Source organism: Exiguobacterium sp. UBA1053 (genome assembly GCF_002316465.1).
Taxonomy (GTDB): domain Bacteria; phylum Bacillota; class Bacilli; order Exiguobacteriales; family Exiguobacteriaceae; genus Exiguobacterium_A; species Exiguobacterium_A abrahamii.
In genome coordinates this window covers 982,280-1,003,529 of record NZ_DCDO01000013.1, presented here as the reverse complement: position 1 = coordinate 1,003,529, position 21,250 = coordinate 982,280, and the positions used below count along the sequence as shown (strand labels likewise).

Here is a 21,250-nt window from a genome sequence, read left to right as displayed (position 1 = left end):
GAACATGAAACGCTGGCTTCTCCCCCTCGCGATTTCCTTACTCATCGTTCCTGGTTGTCAGCGCGCAGAACAAGCGAAGACCGCTTCCCCGACGGTCATCGTGGATCCTGTTAAGCGTGCAGGACAGACCGAGAACATTTCCGCGCAGGTCACTCTGACGGAAAATGACCGGATGCGTCTCGTCATCCGGACAGCGAATGACATTCGACTCGATGACCAACAGGTCGATATCCGGCTCGAAGTCGCCAACCAATCGATTCCGTTTCCGTTCGTCTCCTTCGAAGCGAAGAAGATGGGGGAAATCCGGACCTATACGTCCAATACGACGATCGAAAAAGAAGTCTTCGATGACCAGCGTCTTCCGGTCCTCATCATTGATGCAGGAGCAGGCCGTGGGATCGAGATTCCGCTTGAGATCGTCAAATAAGACAGCATAGCGAGCTTCTAGCTCCATGTGCTGTCTTATTTTTGTTTAATTTCGGCTCGTGAGGGAACAGAAAATAGATACAAAAGGAGGAATCAATATGGATCACACGGTACAGCAACGACTGACAGATTGTATTCTTGCTTGTAATCATTGTTTTGATGCCTGTCTGAAGGAAGAACATGTCGGGCATATGGCGGATTGTATTCGACTCGACCGAGATTGTGCTGATATCTGTAGCCTCTTGCTACAAGCGATCGCTCGAAACAGCTCGAATGTCGCGGTCCTCGCTAAAGCATGCCAGAAGATTTGTGAAGCATGCGCCGCTGAGTGTAGTAAACACGATCACGATCATTGCCAAGAGTGCGCGAAAGCGTGTACGGAATGTGCGCAAGCGTGTAGTCAGCTCGTCTAAGACCTTGTCTTTCGACAAGGCTTTTTTATTATAAAAAAATAGCAGGAATTCAAGATTTCTTCTGGTTATTTTTGGCGGATTTGTTTACTATTTAGGGAGGTAATATTAAATCACGATAGGAGCATACATACATTCATGAAAAAACTTAGTTTACTTTTGATGGCACTCGTCGTCGCGTTCGGTTTGAAGTTACCGGTCTACGCAGAAACCGTCGAGTGGGACGTCACAGGAACGGGCACGGGTCCGTATACGTTGACGTTTGAAGGCACAGGCATCGTCGATATCACGTCGGAGACGGCACTCGTCTTTGAAGACGGCGTGACAGGGGAAGACGTCAACATCGAAGAGACACCGGTCGTGACGTTCACGTCGGAGACGGCACCTGTCGTCAAGGTCGTTTCAGCAGATGGACAACGGACGATTCTCGTCCAGTTCGGTAAAGTCGTCACACCAGACGAGCCGACGACAGAAGAACCAACGCCAGAGACACCGGTAACAGAAGAACCGGTCAAAGAAGATCCAGCAACGGACGAACCGGTGACGGAGGAACCGACACCAGAAGAGCCTGTGACGGAAGAACCGGTCAAGGAAGAGCCGACGACAGACGAGCCAGAGACGGGTGATGACGCGACACCGACACCAGTCGAGGCACCGACGACGGCAACGATCGAAGGAACGATCTGGTTCGATGAGAACGAAGACGGCATTCGCCAAGAGAAGGAAACACGTCTCGATGATGTAGTCGTCTATTTGATGGACCGGAATGAAGATGTCATCGATGAAGTATACACGAAGAATGGTCTATACAGCTTCAAGGATTTAAAACCAGGAACATATGAAGTCGAAGTCGACGGATATGACATGGGGTACTATTTCTATTCCGAGCAAAACGTTGGTGACGACCGGACGATCGACTCCGATGTCGATGAAGACTTTGGGATGAAGAAAGTCCGTCTCGTCGCAGGTCAGACGGAAGTGATCGACGCTGGGATTTACGGCGACGAAGAGCTCGACGGTATGTTCGAGCATTGGTTAGCTGTCGTCAATTTCTTTGATGCAAACGGAAACCAACAGCCAGATTTTGATGAAGGAACAGTTCCTGCGACGTATACGGTAACGGATGCGATCACAGGAAAGGATGTCTATCAGGAAAAGATCGCAAAAGATGACTTGATGATGCTCCAACTTGATCCGGGAACGTACACGATCAAGACGGAAGTCGCAGCGGGCTACACGGTCAAAGCGATGCATCACCTTGACATGGATGACTTGATGATGGATATGGATGAAGAGATGTATGAAGACTACGAGTCATTCGCTCAGCAAGCGAAAGCGATGAAACTGATGGCGAGCGATGAAGAATCAATTTCGCCGGAAGAACAAGAGATGATTGATGAGTTGTTGAAGTACTTCGAGCGAAAATCACCGGAAGCGGGTGTGACGATCGAAGAAGGCAGCCTCGGTACGATCTTGCTCGCGGAAATCGCGAAAGCAGAACCGGTCGCAAAACCGACGCCAACACCAACGTCAACAGAAACATCTGTTCAGACAGTCGAATCTGCTGAAAAACAATCGAAACCGACGACAACGACAGCAACGGGCACATTACCACAAGCAGGTGAAGACAAGCCGTTCCCATATGCAGCAACGGGAGCAGGACTTGCTATCGTCGGCCTTTGGTTACTCGTTCGTCGGGGAGCATAACGATTAGAGACCTTCTATACGAAGGTCTCTTTTTTGATGTGTGTATTCTTTGACACACACGCACACATGTGTGTATAGTAAAGGTACTACTAGAGGGAAAGAGGGATGACGATGTTAACGACAAAACAGATCAGTGAATTGTTACGTGTCTCAGAAGAAACGGTCCGTCGCTGGATTCGGACGGGCGAATTGCATGCCGAACAGGATGGAAAAGGGTATCTCGTCGATGAATTGGCGCTGAAACGTCTCGTCGATGAGAAGTCACAGATTCCAGGAACCGCGATGAACAAGATTCTCCCACTCATCCAAGACATGTTCGGACCAGAAGCGGCTCAGTTCGCGAAATCGAACTTGTTTGACCCACTCCGTCAATCGATGGAGCAAGCGCCACCGAAGCCGGAAGCATCGAACGAGTCACTCGCAGAAGAACTCGATCGTCTCAAACGCAAAAAACGTCGTCTCGAACTTGAGCACGAACTGAAGTTGCTTGAGATCGAAGAAAAGATCGCAGCAATCGAACGAAAAGTTCAGTCCTGAATACGAAAAGCGATGTCCCCCATTAAGGAGACATCGCTTTTTTTCGTTCGACCATAAGAAAAACCCACTTCACGAGTCGGAAGGGGTTTTGTCGTTTGCTTGTTTCTTTTTACGGTACCAGTACCAGTAAGCAAGTCCCAGTCCAATCGGGATTGCAGCCAAGTACGGGTTAGCTTCGATGAAGCTGATCATCTCAAAGAGCGCGAACCATCCACTGATCAAACCGAGGATGAGTAAAATCGTCCGTAGTGCTTCGGGAAGCTTGCGGATCCGATACGCAATGAGACAGACGAGGCAAAAGATAATGATAGCCACGAGCATTCCTCCCATTCCCGTAATCCAGTATAGCGTATTCGGAAAGCTTTTTCGATGCACAAATCTTCTGCTCTCCCGTATAGTGGAGACAGAGAAACTATCGAAGGACGTGATGGAATGCAACTGACAGTGATTGGAACAGGATATGTCGGTCTCGTGACCGCAATTGGACTGGCGGAAAACGGACACGACGTAACGTGCGTTGACTTGAATGCAGAACGGATGGCGCAATTGACACGAGGGATCCCGCCGATTAAAGAAGAGGGGATCGAAGAAGCGCTAGTCGCGAATCAACAACGAATGACATTCACGACGGAATACCCAGTCGCAAAGACATATCTTGTCGCTGTCGGAACACCGGAGAAAGCGGACGGGAGTTGTGACTTGTCGGCAGTAGAAGCTGTCGTCGCTCATATTGAACGAATCGCACCAACTGCGGCTGTCATTATTAAATCGACAGTTCCACCTGGTACGACGATGCAACTAGCGATGCAGTATCCGACGCTACGCTTTGCGATGGTCCCTGAGTTTTTACGAGAGGGTACGGCTCTTGCTGATATGCGGAATCCTCATCGTGTCGTCATCGGAACCAACAATGACGATTTATCGCAAGAACTAGCGACATTATTTGCGACGACAGCACCTCTTGTTGAAGTCGACCCGACAACGGCTGAGTTAACGAAATATGCGGCGAATAGTTTTCTGGCAGTGAAAATCAGTTTTATCAATGAAATCGCTCGACTAGCAGATGCTGTTGGGGCTGACGTATCGGACGTTGCAAAAGGAATTGGTCTCGATCCACGGATTGGTTCCTCGTTCTTGCGAGCTGGAGCCGGATACGGTGGATCATGTTTCCCGAAAGATATCGCAGCGCTTACGACGCTCGCTCGTGAACATGAGCAACAACTTCATGTCATTGAAGCAGCAGATAAAACGAATGAAGCTCAACTAGATTATGTCTTACAAAAAATCCAACCACGAACTGGGATGCGCGTGGCGCTACTCGGTCTCGCCTTTAAGCCAGGAACGGATGACTTACGAGACGCGCCAGCACTACGTCTCGCAACACGACTGGAGCAACTTGGCGTCAGTGTAACCGGCTATGATCCAGTTGCCCGGACGTTACTCGACCAAAAACAAACGGTAGAAGAAGCGCTGAAGGGTGCAGATGTCGCGGTCATCATGACGGAATGGGAAGAACTCCGCAATATTAAACCAGAGCAATTCGTTCGTCAGATGCGTCAACCACGTGTCGTTGATGGACGTAACTGTTGGTCATTCACGGATCAACCGGGAGATGTTCAATACGAAAGTATTGGAAGACCGGCTAAATCATTTTCGAACAATCGAACCGTTTGACCTGTCATGATAGGTGAGCCCCCCGCGGACTCACCTATTTTTGAGGAAAAGGAGTAGACGCATGGTCATTGATTATTTCGCAGTCTTACCGAGTGGAAAAAAAGGCGCACTAGAGCCGCACTGTCTGACACAAGGAACATGGTATCAGCGTATCAATGAGGAATTGTTTCGAGCCATCCATTATGGAGCTGGGATCATCCGAATCCGTGATAAAGGAGCGGAACTGCGGATTCCGATCGAGTTCGGATTCGGTTATGTCTTGCAGTACCTGCGTCAGTTCACGGAGGCGGAGCGACAGGAAGGACGAAAACGTCATGTCTTGCAACGGCAGCTCGATTGGATTGGCCGCGGATTACCGATTGAATTAAAGCGACGTGGAGAGAAGATTGAAATGTGGGCTGATGATGTCCATCGCTTGCACCGGGAATCATTCCTCCGAGCAATCGAAAAAGCAGATCATTTTGTATCCTGAACTTCAAAATTTTATTTTAGAAAAACGAAAGTTATTCAAAAATATAATAATTGTAAGCGTTTTCTTTAAAGGGGTGAATCCAAAAATTAATTTCCATGCACAGCCTATGCAAATATATTTTATCTTACTACTATTCACCTATTTTTTACAAAAAATCTATTGTAGCGTTCTTCCCAGTTTTGTATATTTGACCTGTAGCGTTTCTACTGATTCTCAAAAACGAAACAGTAGGACATACGAATCTATGATAGAAATGGCTCTTTGAAGCGGTTTCGGCAGTTTTCTTTAGTTCATCCCAATCGGATACATATGGCTCACGGTTAGATCGTCTTGATGATAGACGAAAAGTCGCACGTGAACAGAACGTATTCCTCCTAAGACGACTAAAGAATTTTTTCGACTGTCATAAGTAAAATATTTCTATATTTTACTTATATTGTAGATTTCTAATTGGGATTTTCGCTTTTGATTTGTTAGAAAAGAGGAGGAATAGTAAACATGGGTTATTCGAAGAAAACGAACAAATTGTACGCTGCTGCAGCTGCGCTCGCAGTCACGGCGTCTGTCGTAGCACCGGTTGCTGCTGATGCAGCATCGAAGGTCTCGGTTAAATACATCTCTCCAATCTTGATGAAACACGCTGGTGGTTCGAAATACGCAGTCAAGAAATTGACGCTTCCGACGAAAGTCAAAGTCAAACTTTCAAACGGCAAGTACGAAATGCGCTCAGTCAAATGGAGCGGTTCTGTCAAATTCGAAAAGAAATACATCAACAAATACCAAGTCCTTTACGGTAAGGTAGCAGGTACGACGAAGAAAGCGATCCTCAAGGTCGAACTTCAAAACTACCCAGTTGATGTCCTCGAACCAGTCCTCGAGCCGGTTGCTGTTGGTGGAAAAGTTCAATTGCCAAGCACGATTAGCATCCAGTACAAATCAGGTATCATCGTGAAGCGCCCAATCAGTAAGTTCAACCTCAAAACACCATCGACTTCAAAAGCAGGCAAATATAAATTGGCTTACTCGTACAAAGGTGCTAACTCTGTCGTAACAGGTTACATCAACTACGAAGTCAAGGCAGCGAGCATCTCGAATGTCATGGGAAGCGTCGATGATCAGATGCTTTCAGTCAAAGCAGACGTCATGTACCCAGCAGTGGGCGCAATGGCAGAACTCTTGATCTACCCAGGCAAAGACATGTCAGCGACTCCAATCCTCGCAAAAGGAACGCTCTCGAAAGGGAAGTTCATGGCATCGCAAGGTGGTATTCCAGAAGGAACACACAGCTACGTCGTCAAAGTCGGCGATGTCAAATCATCTCCGATGGACTTCACGATCGCAAACACGGTCCTCGCTTCAGCAAAAGCAATCGGCAAAGAGAAAGTCGAAGTCTCATTCTCGCGTGCTGTTGATTCTGTCTCAGCAGACAACTTCAAAATCGCAGGTGCGACAGTCAAATCAGCTACGCTCAGCCCAGACAAGAAGTCAGCCTTGCTTGAAGTTGAAGGACTCGAGTATGGTATGGACTACTCAGTTGACGCAAAAGGTATCATGGTGGGTGGCGTTGCGAAAGATCTCGGTTCGCTCAGCTTCATGACACAAGGCGTTGAAGATATCTGGATGCTTGAAGTATCACCAAAAGCTTCGACAATCGTTGCGAACGGAGCAGATAACACGGAAGTGACATTCGCTCTTAAAAACAAAGCGACTGGTGAAGTGGATAAAAATGCAGATGATATCGTCTTGAAATTATCGACATCATTCGGTGCTCTCGCAAAAGATCGTGTCACGATTCAAGACGGTAAAGCGACAGTTCTGTTGACGTCTGAATTCAGTAACACAGATATCGAAGCAATCATCAAAGCAGAAATCATTGAAACAGCAGCTGGTGATTACAAAAACCTAATCGGTAAGATTGCAGGAGAAACGAAAGTCAAATTCAGCACGATCGCTGTGACGCCTGCTCCAATTGAGATGATCAATGTTCTTGCAGCTGAGTCGAACCAAGCAGATCGCGTGACGATCTTCCTTGATAAAGCGGTCTCACGTGAACTTCTTCTTAAATCATTTGGACTCGATAAAGTCATGCAAGGTCTTCATGAAGAAGATTATCTCGCAAACGACAACATCCAAATCGAGCAATTTGAGGGAACAAAACGTGTCATCGGTGTCAAAGCAGTTCCTTCGAATCCAAAAGCATTCGAGTTGATTTTGGACAAAGAAACACCACTCCAAGATAATGCAGTCGTTAAGCTGACAGCGAAAATCACGAGCAACACGGATACAGAAGTCAAATCAAAAGCAAGCTTCAAGTTAACAGATGCTCGTCAGCCTGAAGTCACTTCTGTTAAGGCTGTAGGGTTGAATCAACTCGAAGTGAAATTCTCTGAATCTGTTGCTACAGCTGATTTCAAAATCGACGGTCAGTACGGCGGGAAGTACTTCGACGTCCTCCATTATGGATTTGATAATAAAATGGGTGTCGATCGCCGCGATACAGTCAAAATCACTTTAAAAGATAACTATCCGGGTCTAAAACAAGGTTACTTCGCAGCGGGTAAACACTCACTTCAAGTATCAAGCATTTACGACTATGCAGCGCTTTCTGATGAAACGAATATCGGTACGACTCAAAACCTTGACTTCACTGTTGCAGCAGACACGGTTAAACCGACAGCTGGTGTTGTAGTTGAGTCGCCTGAACAATTCCGCATCATGTTCAGTAAAGGCCTTAAAAAAGCAAACATCCTAGCGTTGCTTGATAATGAATTGAAGTTTGAGCGTTACAACTCGAATACGAAGAAATATGAAGATTTCAGCAAATATGTCGACGTCACGTCGTATAACAAAGAGACTGGCGAAGCAGTCATCGAGTTAATGAAGGACTGGACGGAAATCTATGATACCGTCAACACGAAAGAAAACTACTACAACGATAAATTCCGCATCACGCTCGCGAAAGATGCGATTCAGGCTGAAGCGAATGGAGAGAAGAATGACGCACTCGTGCTTGATTTGAACTATGATGGGTCTCCTCTTAATTCACCAGATCTGAAGAGTGCTGAGATTAACACGATTGATCGCTTAGCACCAAGTAATGATTTCGTTGTTATGATGAGTGAGCCTGTTAAAATCCGCGATCTCGATGAGTACAACACTCCACTCATTAATAGTGATGGTGTAGTCTTACCTCCAAAGACAACTGTTGAATTCATTGGTAAAAACAAAGACGGAAAAATCGTTACAATCGATGGTTCGGTCCTTAATTACACGGATACAACAGACAAAAACTTCCGCGTCGCAGCAAACGAGAATCTACAAAAGCTTGTTGACATGGAAGGTTACGGTGAAGAGTGGAAAGTCGTCGTCAAATCACTTTCGGATGATGTCGGCAACACAGTTGCGACAGCGACACATGATTTCAAACTCATGAAAACACCACCAACACCAGTCTTATCACCATTTGAAATCATTAAGGTCACTGCTAATGAGAAAAACGAGAAAGATGTCATTCGCATCAAATTCACAGAGGGCGTTCAGTACTCTGGTATGTACGATGCGACAAGTACAGCGAATTATGTCCTGAACGGAAAAGCACTTCCGGTCGGAACAACGATTTCGCTTGCTGACTCAGATGACATCGTATCGAACGGGCTTGATATCGTGAAGATCAAAGTTCCAGCTGGTACGCTGAAAACGTTATCGAACGTCATCGTCGTCAACAAAGATCTTCAGTCGTATGACAACTCTGTCTTGACTGGTGGTTACGAGAAAGCTGTTCTTCTCGGATTGAACTAAGCAATGAAAATCTCTTCCTACTTCGGTAGGGAGAGTTTTTTTGTGACAAATCAGTGCAATCGATTGCATTTTAGTAAATCTATTTACCTATTTTCAAAAATACAACTGTATTTACTTTGAAGAAGATGTTAAATTATGTGATGTTATTTGGAATTTTAGGTATAAATAATCAGAAATATATATTACTCAAAGGGAGATTAGACTCATGAACAAGACGAAAAAAGTCTCGACAGGTTTGCTTGCGGCATTGGTCGCGACAAGCGGACTAACGTATGCACCAGAAAGCGCAAAGGCTTTCGCACCAAGTGAAAAACTCGACAATCGCGTTATTTTCCAAAGCTTCAGTCTGTATCAACCGTACGAAAGCAATATGTACCGGACGCTTGCTAAAAAAGGTGATTTGCTCAACTCGTGGGGTGTAACAGATGTATGGTTGCCACCTGCGTATCGTTCATTCGATATGGCACGTTACATGGAAGGCTATGCAATCGCTGACCGTTATGACCTCGGTGAATTCCCACAAGGACCAGGTGGAGCGGTTGCGACGAAATACGGTAAAGCCACACAACTCGAGATGATGGTCGACATGTTGCATGACGACAACATCAAAGTCCAGATGGATCTCGTTCCGAACCAAATGCTCGGTCTCAACAAACGTGAAGCTGTTTTCGTTCGTCGTGCGACAAGCTCAGGTGAGCCGTTCACGAACCCGTTCACAGGCGGAGAAAAAACGAAGACCCTCGCAACGCCTTACCTCGCTTACACAAAAGGTGGCGGTATGGGACAAGCAAAATACGGTTACCTCAAAGAGTGGAATAAATCGTTCATCAATGGGACATCACTGCAAGGGCAGGGGATGGGCCGCGTCATGACGGACAAAGACGGGAAACCATACCGTTACTTCGGTAAAGATGATGCGAAGAACTACTTACCAGAATGGTTGCTTGACGCAGCGAAGACACAGAACTTGAATGTCGTCGATACGTACCTCGCAGCAGACGGCTGGTATGAAGTTTCACCAGAGAACTGGAAGCCGATGCTTTCGCAATATGCGAAGGATGAAGGATACCTCGAGTACATGAAACAAAATGGCTTCGAAACAAAAGAAGCTTTGCTTGCTTCAGCGGAAAACAGCAAGATCGCTTCGTTGACAGAAGAATACATGAAAACACAAGCTGCGTACGGTTATGGATCAGAAGAACGTTCATACCAAAACGATAACTCAGGGATCGACATCGAAGATCAGTTCCTCTTCGTCGATGAGACTGGCTTCCCAACGCAGGCATACAACAAAACGATGACGAACAACGATGAGTTCTTGATCGGTGTCGACCTGGCGAACTCGAACCCAGAAGTCATCAAGGAGCAAAAGAACTGGATGAAGTGGATGCTTGAAACATACAAGTTCGACGGTTTCCGAATCGATGCAGCATCACACTATGATACGAGAATCTTGAATGCAGAAGCAGAAGTATCAAAAGCGCACTTCGGTAAAAAAGATTACCTTAGCTACATTGAGAGCTATAAAACAGAACAGAATGCTTACATGAAAGCTAACAATAATGAACAACTCGTCATGGACGGAGAGCTTTACTTCACGCTCCGTTCAGCACTTACGCCATCGAACAAACGTGCACTCCGTGACTTAGCGAAAGTCTCAGTCGTTAACCGTGAAGGTGACGGCGCGACGAACGTTCAAGCGAACTGGTCATTCGTCAACAACCATGACCAAGAGAAAAACCGCGTCAACCAAATCATGCTTGATGCGTACGGCATCAAAACGAATACGCAGTACGGAAAAGACGGCGAGCCGAAATCGTTCGAGAAGCTCTACAATAAAGAAGATGAGGCGAAGGCACTTGCGATCTACAACAAAGAACTCGCAAGTCCAACGAAGAAATACTCGACGGAAAACGTCGTCGCGCAATACGCGTTCCTTCTTTCGAACAAAAACACGGTGCCAACGGTCTACTACGGTGATCTCTACCAGACGGATGCATCGTACATGTCGAAAACGACACCGTACTATGATGAAATCACGAATCTCCTAAAAGTCCGTAAACAGTATGCGTATGGTAAACAACACGTTGCGTACCACACATCGAACACGTCTAAAGAAGCGGGTAAAGACTTGATCTCAAGCGTTCGTTTCGGAAAAGACCGCAACACAGGTGTTGCGACAGTCATCGGGAAAAACGCAGCCTTAGATACGACAGTTCAAGTCAACATGGGTAAAACACACGCGAACCAAGTCTTCGTCGATGCTAGTGGCGTCACGAACACGAAACTCGTCACAGATAAGAACGGTATCTTGACGGTTCCAGTCAAAGGCATCAAGACAGCTGAAGTCAACGGTTACGTCGGCGTCTTCGTTCCACAAGCAACAAAAGCGCCAGTCGCAACGATTAAAGCCGGTGCAGTTTATCAAGGAAAAGCACTCGACTTGAAAACGACAGTCGCGAACACGACATCAGCAGTTGCGTCAACACGCTACCGTGTCCTTGATACGAAAAAAGCGACAGTTGATTCAAAAGGTCGTCTGACAGGTAAAGCAACAGGTAAGACGACGGTTGAAGCAACGGTTACGTTAAAAGACGGTTTTGTCTTGAAAACAGTCTTACCAATCGAAACAAAAGCGAACAGCGTCACGCTGAAAGCAACAAAAGCAACACTCAAGAAGAACCAGACGACACGTATCGCGTATACGTCAGCAACGGATAAGATCAAATCTGTTCAGTATACATCAGCGAACAAAAAAGTCGCGCAAGTCTCGTCACGTGGTAACGTAAAAGGAATCAAAGCAGGTAAGACGACGATCCGTGTCACATACACGACAGTAGGAAACTACAAAGTCGTCAAAACATTCACAGTCACAGTCAAGTAATATTAGACATCACTCTCCCTGCGAGAGTGATGTTTTTTTGATTCGCGTCAATGTTTTACTATATTCCACATAATCCCATCTAATCCGGGTATTAGTAAGAAAGACCTAGAGGGAGGAAAAATGATGCGAACATGGATAGTAGGGAGCTTAGCGCTTGGTTTAATCTGTAGTACGGTACCAGTCAATGCGTTTGAAAAGCAGGAAACGATTCGTCCTGCAACATTAACGAAGGCAAAGGAAGTCCCGGCGTTCTCAAAGCAAGCCGGTAGTGCTTTAACAGGTCGCTTTGATTCGGATGGATTTGCGGTCTGGTATTTTGATGCGAAGGATTTCGTCGCAAAAGGAACGCATTTTGAGTTCGAGCTCGACTACGATACGTACGGAACGATGTTCGCCAGTAAAGCCGATGCGGAAGCAGGTCGTGTCTACAATCGCTACTATCAAGTCACGGATGATACGCTCTACTTTCCACTCAGTTGGAGCGGACGACAATACTTAGTCCTCGAAGGCTATCCGGGCGACCGTTATTCTGTTCATGCCTACATCTCGCGTTATGAACCAATCGAGGAATCGATGACGGCTGCCGTCAAAGCAGTCAAACCGGCGTTACTTGTTCAGACACGCCCTGGTGCAATGCGGGCGCAGTCGTTCGGAGCCTTAAAAGTCGAATCACTAGCGTCTGAGCTCCGCATCGAACGGCTCGTCTATAATTCCTATGTTGAAGCTGAAGCAGCGAAGAAAAAGTTCGAGCGATCGAATAGCGTTGCGTTCGCAGAATTCGACGCACCGATCCAAGCATTCGGTGTCGACGCCTATCAAAAACATCAATGGTCGCTGCAGAACACGGGACAAAAGAAAGGGCTGAAAGGAGCAGACATCGGTTTCGTTGCCATGCAAAAACGTATCAAGGGCAAGAAGCTGTCTGCGACGAAAATCGCGGTCCTTGACTCCGGCATTAATCCGACGTATGCCGACTTCGCCGGTAAAGTCCGGATGGATCTTGGATATGATTTCATCAATGGCGATAAGACGGCGTGGGATGATAACGGACACGGTTCACACGTCGCCGGGATCATTGCGGCGGGAGGAAATAACACGTACGGGATGACCGGTATCAATCCGATGACAACGTTGATTCCGATCAAGGTCCTCGATGAGTCGGGGGCTGGTTCGGTCTCGGGACTCGTCAAAGGCATCCAGCATGCGACAAAACAAGGTGCCCGGGTCATCAACATGAGTCTCGGCGGTAGTTCTTCTTCGAAATCGATCGAGTCGGCATTAGCAGCGGCGGTCAAGAAGAACATCCTGATCGTCGCCGCTTCCGGAAACGAAGGACGCGGAACGGTCGCGTATCCGGCCCGTTCGAAATATGTATTGTCGGTCGGTGCAACCGGACGAAAAGATACGAAAGCGTCGTTCTCAAATTACGGGACAGGACTAGACCTCGTCGCTCCAGGTGTCTCGATCCCAAGTTACCTCGCAGATGGGGAGTTGTTATATGGAAGTGGTACCTCAATGGCGACGCCACACGTCGCAGGTGTCGCCAGTCTCTTGATCAGTCTGAAGCCGTCCTTGAAGGCAAGTAGTGTGGAAAGCATCCTCAAGAAATCAGCGAAGGATCTCGGTAAAAAAGGCTATGATACAAGTTATGGTGCCGGTCGTTTGAATGCCGACAACGCCGTCAAACTGATTCCTTAATGCAGTCAAGAAGTCCTGTACGAACAGGGCTTCTTTTTTTCGGTCAATTCATTGATTGATAGAGGTAAAAAGAACTAGGAAAATCAATTTTTTCCATTATAATGAAAAAGGATACAACGATAAGGAGTGAAACCAAATGAAACAGGTCATCGTCAGTGCTCTCCTTGTGAGTGCATTTGGTACATATACATGGGATACGACAGAAGCTGCGACAACGGCGAAAAAAGTCCCAGCCATCGAAGCAAAAACGAAAAAAGGCTACATCAAAGGAACATTCGATGCGAGCGGGAAAGCCTTATTCTATTTTGATACGAAGACGTATCTATCAGGTGGAACACACTTGAAGTTCGCCTTTGACGCTTCCAAAAAAGCGACCGTTTATGCGTCGCAGACGGAATACAAACAAAAAGATCCATATGCGCGGTATGCGAATAGTAAAAAGACGCTCTTCTTCCCACTGACGTGGAATGGGCGACAATACATCGAAGTGACGGGAACGAAGAATAAAGCTTTTACGATTCCCTATAAACTCGAACGCCTTGAACCAATTCGGGAATACGCGACAAAATCAACGACAACCGGACAGGCAACGAGTCTTGTCGTCCGACTGAACGGGGCGACGAAAGCGAGTACGTTGTCACAGACGTCGCGGGCTACTGATCATGAAACGATCGACAGTACGTTACGTATTGAAAAGTTCTCCTACAACAGCTTTATCCAAGCGATGGCAGCCAAACGCCAACTTGAAAAAACGAAGGGCGTCCGGTACGTCGAACTCGATCAACCGATGAAGTTACTCAGTATCGATCCGTTCCAGTCCGTCCAGTGGGCGCTGAAAAATACGGGACAACGCGGAGGCGTTAAAGGAGCGGACATCGGTTATCAAGCGATGGTCAAGCGGATTGCCAACAAGTCACGCTCGACCGTTCGTGTGGCGGTCGTCGATACGGGCATCAATCCGACGTATGCGGATTTCGCCGGACGCGTCCGGATGGATCTCGGATATGATTTTGTTCATAAACGTCAGCTTGCTTATGACGATCACGGGCACGGGACACACGTCGCCGGTGTCATCGCTGCAACATCAAACAATGGTTACGGAATGACAGGAATCAACGATCGAGCAAGCATCATTCCGATCAAGGTCATCTCGCGCAATAACTATGCGTCGAACTCGAATATCGCCAAAGGCATTTTGTTTGCCGTAAAACAAAAAGCAAAAGTCATCAACTTGAGTCTTGGCGGTGGTGGTGTCTCACTAGCGATTGAAGATGCCTTGGCGGAAGCGCGTAAGAAAGGAATCTTCGTCGCAGCAGCAACCGGTAACGAAGGCGCATCGAAACTGTCCTATCCGGCACGCTCGAAATATGCCTTTTCGGTCGGGGCGACGAACCGATTCGATAAACGAGCGTCGTTCTCGAACTATGGCGAAGGACTCGATCTCGTTGCACCGGGGCAAGATATCGCGAGTTATTTGCAAGACGGCGAATCGATCTTCTGGAGCGGCACATCGATGGCAACACCGCATGTCGCAGGGGTCGCGAGTGTCCTCTATAGCTTAAAGCCAAGTATCAAAGTGACGGGCGTCGAATCGATTCTTCGGAAGTCAGCAAAGGACCTCGGGAAAAAAGGTCGTGACACGACGTACGGATACGGTCGCTTGAATGCCGATCGTGCCGTTCAGCTCGTGAAATAAGGAAAGTAGGTTAAACGATGAAACGTATCCTATGTGTCTTCCTGATTGGTGTTCTCTGTGTAAGCGGGACACTCGAAGGACAAGCAGCATCAAAAGAAGCACTGCAGATCAAAAAAGAGTACAAAGCACTCAAGTTCGGTATGACGCTAACGGAAGTCGCGAAGACAATATACGGAAAAGAGTATCGGAAATACATCAAGAAACAAAATGGTAGAGTCGTCTTTACGAAAAAACCGGGAACTACCGATAACGAACAAGGGTATCGGTCCCTCGGATACGTACTAGATCGCCCCTCCAAAAACCTTCCAACGACAACGCATCTTGAATTTAGTACGAAACAGCACCAGAAGACATATTATCTGACACAAAAAGCGCTGTACTACCAAGCCGATACAGAAAATGGGTTGTATGAAAATAGCCGGACACTCATGAAGCCGGCGTCATTACGCCACGGGATGACGGAGAAACAACTCGATCAACTAGTATCCGGCAAAAAACTCGGACAGGTGTCAATGTATTTGAGTTGGAACGTTTCGTCCGTCATTAAAGAAAGTCCGATGAAAACGGGGCGCTACAAAATCTATCAATTCCATCGACCACATTCGAAAAAGATGCAGGTTGTCACCTTGTCCTATAACACGCAGAAAAAGCGATATGAGGTGGATACAGAAATCGGGATTTCATTGAAATACGAAAAATGAATAAGGATGATTCATGGAGTCATCGAGGAGAGTAGGAAACAGGTATGAAACGCATCATGATAGGGTCACTCTGTTTAGTACTGTTGCTTGGTCTGTTTGTTCCAGGAACAGTATCCGCAGCAACAAAAGCAGAAACGCTTGCGACGTCACAGTACAAAGGCTTGAAAAATGGAATGACGATGCAACAAGTCGCGCAAGTCCTGTATGGCAAGTCGTATCAGAAACACCTGAAGAAAAGAAACGGATCGACTGTTCTTAAACTTCCAATCAACTTCGAAGGAGACGAAGAAGGACATAAGCAATTAATCCATGTCCTCTCCGATTCGGCAACAACCCATCTCCCGACTGAACTGGTCTTACAATTCATGACGAAAGAGAAGAGTGCGAAGTATCGCTTGGTGACGAAAGCCTTGTTCATCGAACGGAAGACGAAGACAGGATATCGTGAAAGCACACGGACGCTCGTCAAAGGTGCCGTACTCCAGAACGGGATGACGGAAAAAGAGCTGGATGCGAAATTGACGGGGAAAGGTCTTGGCAACTGGACGATGCTCGGTCATATGGATACAGCGTCTGCTTATACGCTAGATGAACAAAAACGAGGATTTGCTGAAGTGTCTCGTATCAAAGAATATGTCTTTAAATCGACGACGAACAAGTGGAAACATGTCGAGTTGACGTATAGCGAACAAAAAAGAACTTATCAGGTCAGTGATATTCGGACGATTAAGACAAAAAACTAAAGCACGTGCAACAGAAAGTGAGTGAAATGGATGCAGAAGTGGAACGTAAAACGATGGCTTCTCATGGTACTTGTCGCAATAGTTTCTTTACATCCAGTAACGGCGGGTGCTGCAACGAAGGCTGAGACGATCGCCACGAAACAATATCGTGCTTTAAAGCCGGGGATGACGGTGGAACAAGTCGCCAAAGTCCTCTATGGCAAGACGTATAAAAAACAACTGAAGATGAAAAACGGTTCACAAGTCTTACGATTGAACACAGAAATTGAGATGGAGGAATGGGATCGGAACGTCCTTCTCTATGATCTCGTGAATCGAAAAGTGGAATTCCCGTCAGCGATCGGTGTCCTGATGTTCATGACGGAGACGGGCGGAACGAAGTATCGGCTGACGATGAAACAAATGGAGTTCAAACGTGACACGGCAGCCGGATTCCGGACGAGTGATCGCAAACTGATCAAAGGTGCGAAAATCAAAAACGGAATGACGGAACAACAAGTCGATCGAGTATTGACAGGGAAAGGGCTCGGGACATTCGGAACACTCGGTCACGTCGATACGACATCCGTTCTTCGAAAAAAAGAAGTCAAAGCAGGAAAAGCAACGGTCATTCATACGAAATCATACGTTTTTCCGACTGCAACAAACAAATGGCAATACATCTTTTTCATCTATGACACGAAAAAGAAAGCGTATCGTGTCGAAGATCATAGTCAGTATTAAAAAGGAGAGTAGAGTATGAACACGACCTTCATGAAAATCACAGTGGCGACAATCATCGCGGGATCAACATTCCTTAGTGGCACGGCATCGGCAGCGACGAAAGTCGAGACGACAGCGACAAATCAATACACAGCACTCAAAGCGGGTATGACGATGGAGCAAGTCGCAAAAGTCTTATACGGCAAAGACTACAAAAAACAATTAACGACAAAAAGCGGTTCACAAGTATTGAAGACGAAAGAAGAGTTTAAGGACGTTGAAGATAAGCGTAAAGAAATTTATTACGAAATCTATGATCGGAAGGCAAAGATTCCTCCGACTTTGATGTCGCTCGGTTTCATGACGAAAAAGAACGATTCTGTGTATCGTCTTATTTCGAAACAAGTCGAAATGGGACGGAATACATATTCCGAATACCGAGAGAGTACACGGAAGTTGAACACGGGCGCTAAAATCAAGACGGGAATGACGGAAAAACAACTCGATGGTGTGCTCTCGGGGGCTGGTCTTGGGGAATGGGCTGGATTGCTTGAGGAAGATGCACGAAGCGTCTTCAGTGCGAAAGAAATCAAAGACTATGAGATTGAAGCGTTTAAAGGAAAATTGTATGTCTTCCAAAAATCGACGAAATCACGCATTTACGTTGAGATGAGTTATGACATGAAAAAGAAAGCCTACGTTATTGAAAATCACGAGACATTCTAAAAAGGAGATAGGAACATGAAAACGACATTTACGAAAGTTGCAGTAGCAACAGTGCTCGCGGGAACAACTTTATTCGGAGGAGTAGCCTCTGCAGCGACAAAAGACGAAACAAAAGTAACCGACCGTTACACAGCATTAAAAGCGGGGATGACAATCGAGCAAGCGGCAAAAGTCATCTATGGGAAAGAATATAAGAAGCAGCTGACGAAAAAGAGTGGTTCGACGGTACTAAAGAAAAAAGCAGAGTATACAACCGTTTCACAAGGTCAAAAAACAACGGCATACACGTTCTCTGATGAAAAGAACTTTACGAATATGTCTGTTTTCCAGTTCATGACGAAAAAGAACAGTTCGGTTTATCGTCTGACAGGAAAGTCGTTAGATCTGTTTCGTGTTGATACTTACTCAGGTGCGCGTGAAAGTAAGATGAAATTGCTAAAAGGAAAGAAAATCAAGACGGGTATGACGGAGAAACAATTGGATGCAGTATTATCTGGAACTGGTCTTGGTGAGTGGACAGGAGTGGATTCGATTGACTGGACATCGATTCAATCGAAACAAGAACTGGACTATGGACTCGGAATTAAAGCACTCTCTAAAACATACGTATTCCCGACTTCGACAACTCAACGTAAACTCGTCATCATGAACTATGATTATGAGAAGAAAACATACACGGTTGAAAGTCAAACATCACTCTAATGAACGAAAGAGCTTATCTGAACGATAGGCTCTTTTTTTCATCTTTTCCCGTTTTTGACAAATCACTCTTAAATTTGGTTATACTCGAACTGTAAGTCTTTTCATACACAACCGATATTAACGAGAAGCAAAACACAGAAGGGAATGGACGCAGTTGGAACGAGTCAAAAAGAGACGTAAGGTGAAAAAGCGCTGGACGCCACTGAAAATCATGCTATTGATCGCACTTGTCCTCGTCGTCGGTGTCGGCGGATTCATCGGCTATACATATTATCAAGTCGACCAGACGGTCAAAAAAATTCAGTCGCCCGTCAAGAATACGGGAGACAAAGTCGTCGAAGAACAAAAGCCGGTCTCGGTACTATTACTTGGTGTCGACCAACGACCAGGAGAGCGGGGACGCAGTGACTCGATCATGGTCATGACATTAAACCCGACACGAAACGAAAGTCGGTTGATCAGTATTCCCCGGGACACGAAGGTTGATATCGTTGGAAAAGGAACAAACGATAAGATTAACCATGCCTATTCCTTCGGTGGACCGGAGATGGCAATTAAGACGGTTGAAAAGTTTCTTAATATCCCAATCAACTATTACGCAGAAATCAACATGGAAGGGTTCACGTCGCTAGTTGATGCAGTCGGTGGGGTGACGGTCAATAATGATATCGACTTTACTGTTGATGGAACACATTTTGTTGTCGGAAAAAATAACTTAGATGGAGCAGCTGCATTGAAATTCACGCGGATGCGTTACGAAGATCCACGTGGTGACTTCGGTCGTCAGATGCGTCAACGGGAAGTCATTGCTCAAGTTGCGAACAAATTGTCATCTGATGTATCAGTCGGAAACTTCAATGCGATCATGGATGTCGTCGGAAAGAACGCTCAAACGAACGTCTCCTTCAAACCGATGCGGACGCTAGCCTTTGATTATATGGATGCCTTCCGTAACCAAAAGAACTTGAAGCTTGAAGGAACGGGTGGAAAAGAGGGAGACGGCATTTACTACTGGCATCCGACAGACGATTCATTGAAAGAAACACAAACAGCATTGCGTTATTCACTTGATATGGAATGATAAAAAGCACCGAATCCACGAGGATTTGGTGCTTTTCGTTTAGAACGATTGTTCAGCTAAACGTATGCGACTAACCGTACCTTCTTTTTCAAAGCGTTGCAGTCGATATGAGTTACTCGTGATGAGTCCCGTTGTTTCCGTTTCGAGTTGAAGCGGAGCAAGCGAAGCGAGTTGCGCGTTCGTGATATCCGTGTTCGTCCAATCGATCGCAATGACGCGGTCATCTTTTAAAACGAAGAAATGATCACCATAAAATACATAATCGTGTAATTCGTCTTCGAATGTCCGATCAGCTGGTCCATAAAGACTATTCAACTCTGTACTTGTTTTACCGATAAGGTCAATGAGTGTACCTGTGACGAAGCTTGTATCGAGTTGATCGTTCACCCAAGTTAGGAGTGTTTCGTCAGCGAGTGGTTTACCTTCCAAACGTTTGGTTGTATCAGATGTTTTGATAAATCCTGTTAAGTCATCGGATAGTTCCACTTCTGTGATACCGTCTTTCTTCTCAACAATGCGGTATCCGTCTCCAAAGTCAGCTTCGTAGAGTAACGTCGTCATCGATTCTTCTTGATAGATATTACTTGAGCGGGTCTTTACATATAAGACATCGTCAACAACTGCCGTCTCGTTCGTTGCTTTTGGTTTCTTTTCCTTTGTTTTCTCGACGGTGACCGGTTTTTCGACTGTTGCTTTTGGTGTCGTATCTTCCGAATGAGCAAAGTACGTCGAATAGACGTATGTTCCACCGGCTCCAAGTAAGAAACAAAGAATCAACAGGGCGATCCAGCCCCAAGGAACTGTTTTTTTAGCACCAGCATGTGGAATATCCTTCTCTTTTTTACGACGTTTTGATTCGGGCTCCCGATGGCTTCGTGAGAGTGTCGGAAGTACTTCTTCCTCTTCATCTGGAAGTGGACCATCTTCATCTAGTAGCGGACGGGCAACGAGCGTGCCGTAAAAATCAGCGAGAACGGGATGATGTTTTCCACTGAGAAATGCTTCCCATTCCGCCGCAGTCACCGTGTCTTCCTCATAGGGAATAAGTGGTGGTTGACCTGTGATGCGAATCATCGTATCGGTCAGAGATTCCGTCGAAGCAAGACTTGAACGAATCCGTTCATGCAGCCGAGAAATATCCTCCGCAGAGTGAGAAGTATAAAATTGTAAGGCCTGAAGCGAGCGGTGCATAAAAAATCCTCCTATGTCTGATTGCAGGAATGAATGTAAAATTGGAACAATTCATATTTTATTATACGCAATGTTTTTCAAAAAACGTATGACATTTCCTAA

Annotated in this window: 18 protein-coding genes; 16 read left to right on the top strand and 2 right to left on the bottom strand. The window is 46.1% G+C overall.

Translation table 11 applies throughout. The annotated features are described in order from the left end of the window. Window positions 1-4 precede the first annotated feature (4 nt). The 4 genes from B3G15_RS12720 (at window position 5) to B3G15_RS12705 (ending at window position 3,080) form a co-directional block, all read left to right on the top strand. The gene (locus tag B3G15_RS12720) at window positions 5-427 is read left to right on the top strand and encodes a hypothetical protein (protein ID WP_195864373.1); all 423 of its coding nucleotides are present in this window, start codon (window positions 5-7) and stop codon (window positions 425-427) included. Between the two features lie 97 nt (window positions 428-524). After that, window positions 525-839 carry a four-helix bundle copper-binding protein gene (locus tag B3G15_RS12715; RefSeq protein ID WP_214807975.1) on the top strand — a complete coding sequence of 105 codons (315 nt, stop codon included), beginning with the start codon at window positions 525-527 and terminating at the stop codon, window positions 837-839. A gap of 135 nt (window positions 840-974) precedes the next feature. After that, a complete protein-coding gene (locus B3G15_RS12710; protein ID WP_290721606.1) occupies window positions 975-2,543 on the top strand; it encodes an SdrD B-like domain-containing protein in 1,569 nt (522 codons plus the stop codon). A 111-nt stretch (window positions 2,544-2,654) separates the two neighbouring features. Next, window positions 2,655-3,080: a helix-turn-helix domain-containing protein gene (locus B3G15_RS12705; protein ID WP_029342712.1), complete on the top strand. Its 426-nt coding sequence runs from the start codon at window positions 2,655-2,657 to the stop codon at window positions 3,078-3,080. Between the two features lie 69 nt (window positions 3,081-3,149). Here B3G15_RS12705 and B3G15_RS12700 read toward each other — a convergent pair whose 3' ends face one another. After that, window positions 3,150-3,401 carry a hypothetical protein gene (locus tag B3G15_RS12700; RefSeq protein WP_230088487.1) on the bottom strand — a complete coding sequence of 84 codons (252 nt, stop codon included), beginning with the start codon at window positions 3,399-3,401 and terminating at the stop codon, window positions 3,150-3,152. A 111-nt stretch (window positions 3,402-3,512) separates the two neighbouring features. Between B3G15_RS12700 and B3G15_RS12695 the strand changes: the two genes are divergently transcribed. The 12 genes from B3G15_RS12695 (at window position 3,513) to B3G15_RS12640 (ending at window position 19,957) form a co-directional block, all read left to right on the top strand. Beyond that, window positions 3,513-4,754 (top strand): UDP-glucose dehydrogenase family protein, encoded by a 1,242-nt coding sequence (locus tag B3G15_RS12695; protein WP_290721599.1) that lies wholly within the window; start codon window positions 3,513-3,515, stop codon window positions 4,752-4,754. 61 nt (window positions 4,755-4,815) lie between these two features. After that, the gene (locus tag B3G15_RS12690) at window positions 4,816-5,226 is read left to right on the top strand and encodes a hypothetical protein (protein ID WP_290721596.1); all 411 of its coding nucleotides are present in this window, start codon (window positions 4,816-4,818) and stop codon (window positions 5,224-5,226) included. 498 nt (window positions 5,227-5,724) lie between these two features. Beyond that, the gene (locus tag B3G15_RS12685) at window positions 5,725-9,024 is read left to right on the top strand and encodes a hypothetical protein (RefSeq protein WP_290721593.1); all 3,300 of its coding nucleotides are present in this window, start codon (window positions 5,725-5,727) and stop codon (window positions 9,022-9,024) included. A 205-nt stretch (window positions 9,025-9,229) separates the two neighbouring features. Continuing rightward, the gene (locus B3G15_RS12680) at window positions 9,230-11,908 is read left to right on the top strand and encodes a glycoside hydrolase family 70 protein (RefSeq protein WP_290721591.1); all 2,679 of its coding nucleotides are present in this window, start codon (window positions 9,230-9,232) and stop codon (window positions 11,906-11,908) included. Between the two features lie 123 nt (window positions 11,909-12,031). After that, a complete protein-coding gene (locus tag B3G15_RS12675) occupies window positions 12,032-13,606 on the top strand; it encodes a S8 family peptidase (protein WP_290721589.1) in 1,575 nt (524 codons plus the stop codon). A gap of 136 nt (window positions 13,607-13,742) precedes the next feature. Continuing rightward, a complete protein-coding gene (locus tag B3G15_RS12670) occupies window positions 13,743-15,302 on the top strand; it encodes a S8 family peptidase (RefSeq protein WP_290721586.1) in 1,560 nt (519 codons plus the stop codon). A gap of 17 nt (window positions 15,303-15,319) precedes the next feature. Further along, window positions 15,320-16,003 (top strand): hypothetical protein, encoded by a 684-nt coding sequence (locus tag B3G15_RS12665; protein WP_290721583.1) that lies wholly within the window; start codon window positions 15,320-15,322, stop codon window positions 16,001-16,003. Between the two features lie 44 nt (window positions 16,004-16,047). Further along, a complete protein-coding gene (locus B3G15_RS12660; protein ID WP_290721580.1) occupies window positions 16,048-16,746 on the top strand; it encodes a hypothetical protein in 699 nt (232 codons plus the stop codon). Between the two features lie 30 nt (window positions 16,747-16,776). Then, window positions 16,777-17,469, top strand: coding sequence for a hypothetical protein (locus B3G15_RS12655; protein ID WP_290721577.1), 693 nt, complete (start codon window positions 16,777-16,779; stop codon window positions 17,467-17,469). Between the two features lie 15 nt (window positions 17,470-17,484). Then, window positions 17,485-18,174: a hypothetical protein gene (locus B3G15_RS12650; RefSeq protein ID WP_290721575.1), complete on the top strand. Its 690-nt coding sequence runs from the start codon at window positions 17,485-17,487 to the stop codon at window positions 18,172-18,174. 15 nt (window positions 18,175-18,189) lie between these two features. After that, a complete protein-coding gene (locus tag B3G15_RS12645) occupies window positions 18,190-18,876 on the top strand; it encodes a hypothetical protein (RefSeq protein WP_290721572.1) in 687 nt (228 codons plus the stop codon). Window positions 18,877-19,057: 181 nt separating this feature from the next. Then, window positions 19,058-19,957 carry an LCP family protein gene (locus B3G15_RS12640; protein ID WP_290721569.1) on the top strand — a complete coding sequence of 300 codons (900 nt, stop codon included), beginning with the start codon at window positions 19,058-19,060 and terminating at the stop codon, window positions 19,955-19,957. 39 nt (window positions 19,958-19,996) lie between these two features. On the opposite strand, the gene B3G15_RS12635 is transcribed toward B3G15_RS12640, so the two are convergent. Beyond that, on the bottom strand, window positions 19,997-21,148 hold the full coding sequence (locus B3G15_RS12635; protein ID WP_290721567.1) for a hypothetical protein: 1,152 nt from the start codon (window positions 21,146-21,148) through the stop codon (window positions 19,997-19,999). Window positions 21,149-21,250: the final 102 nt, after the last annotated feature.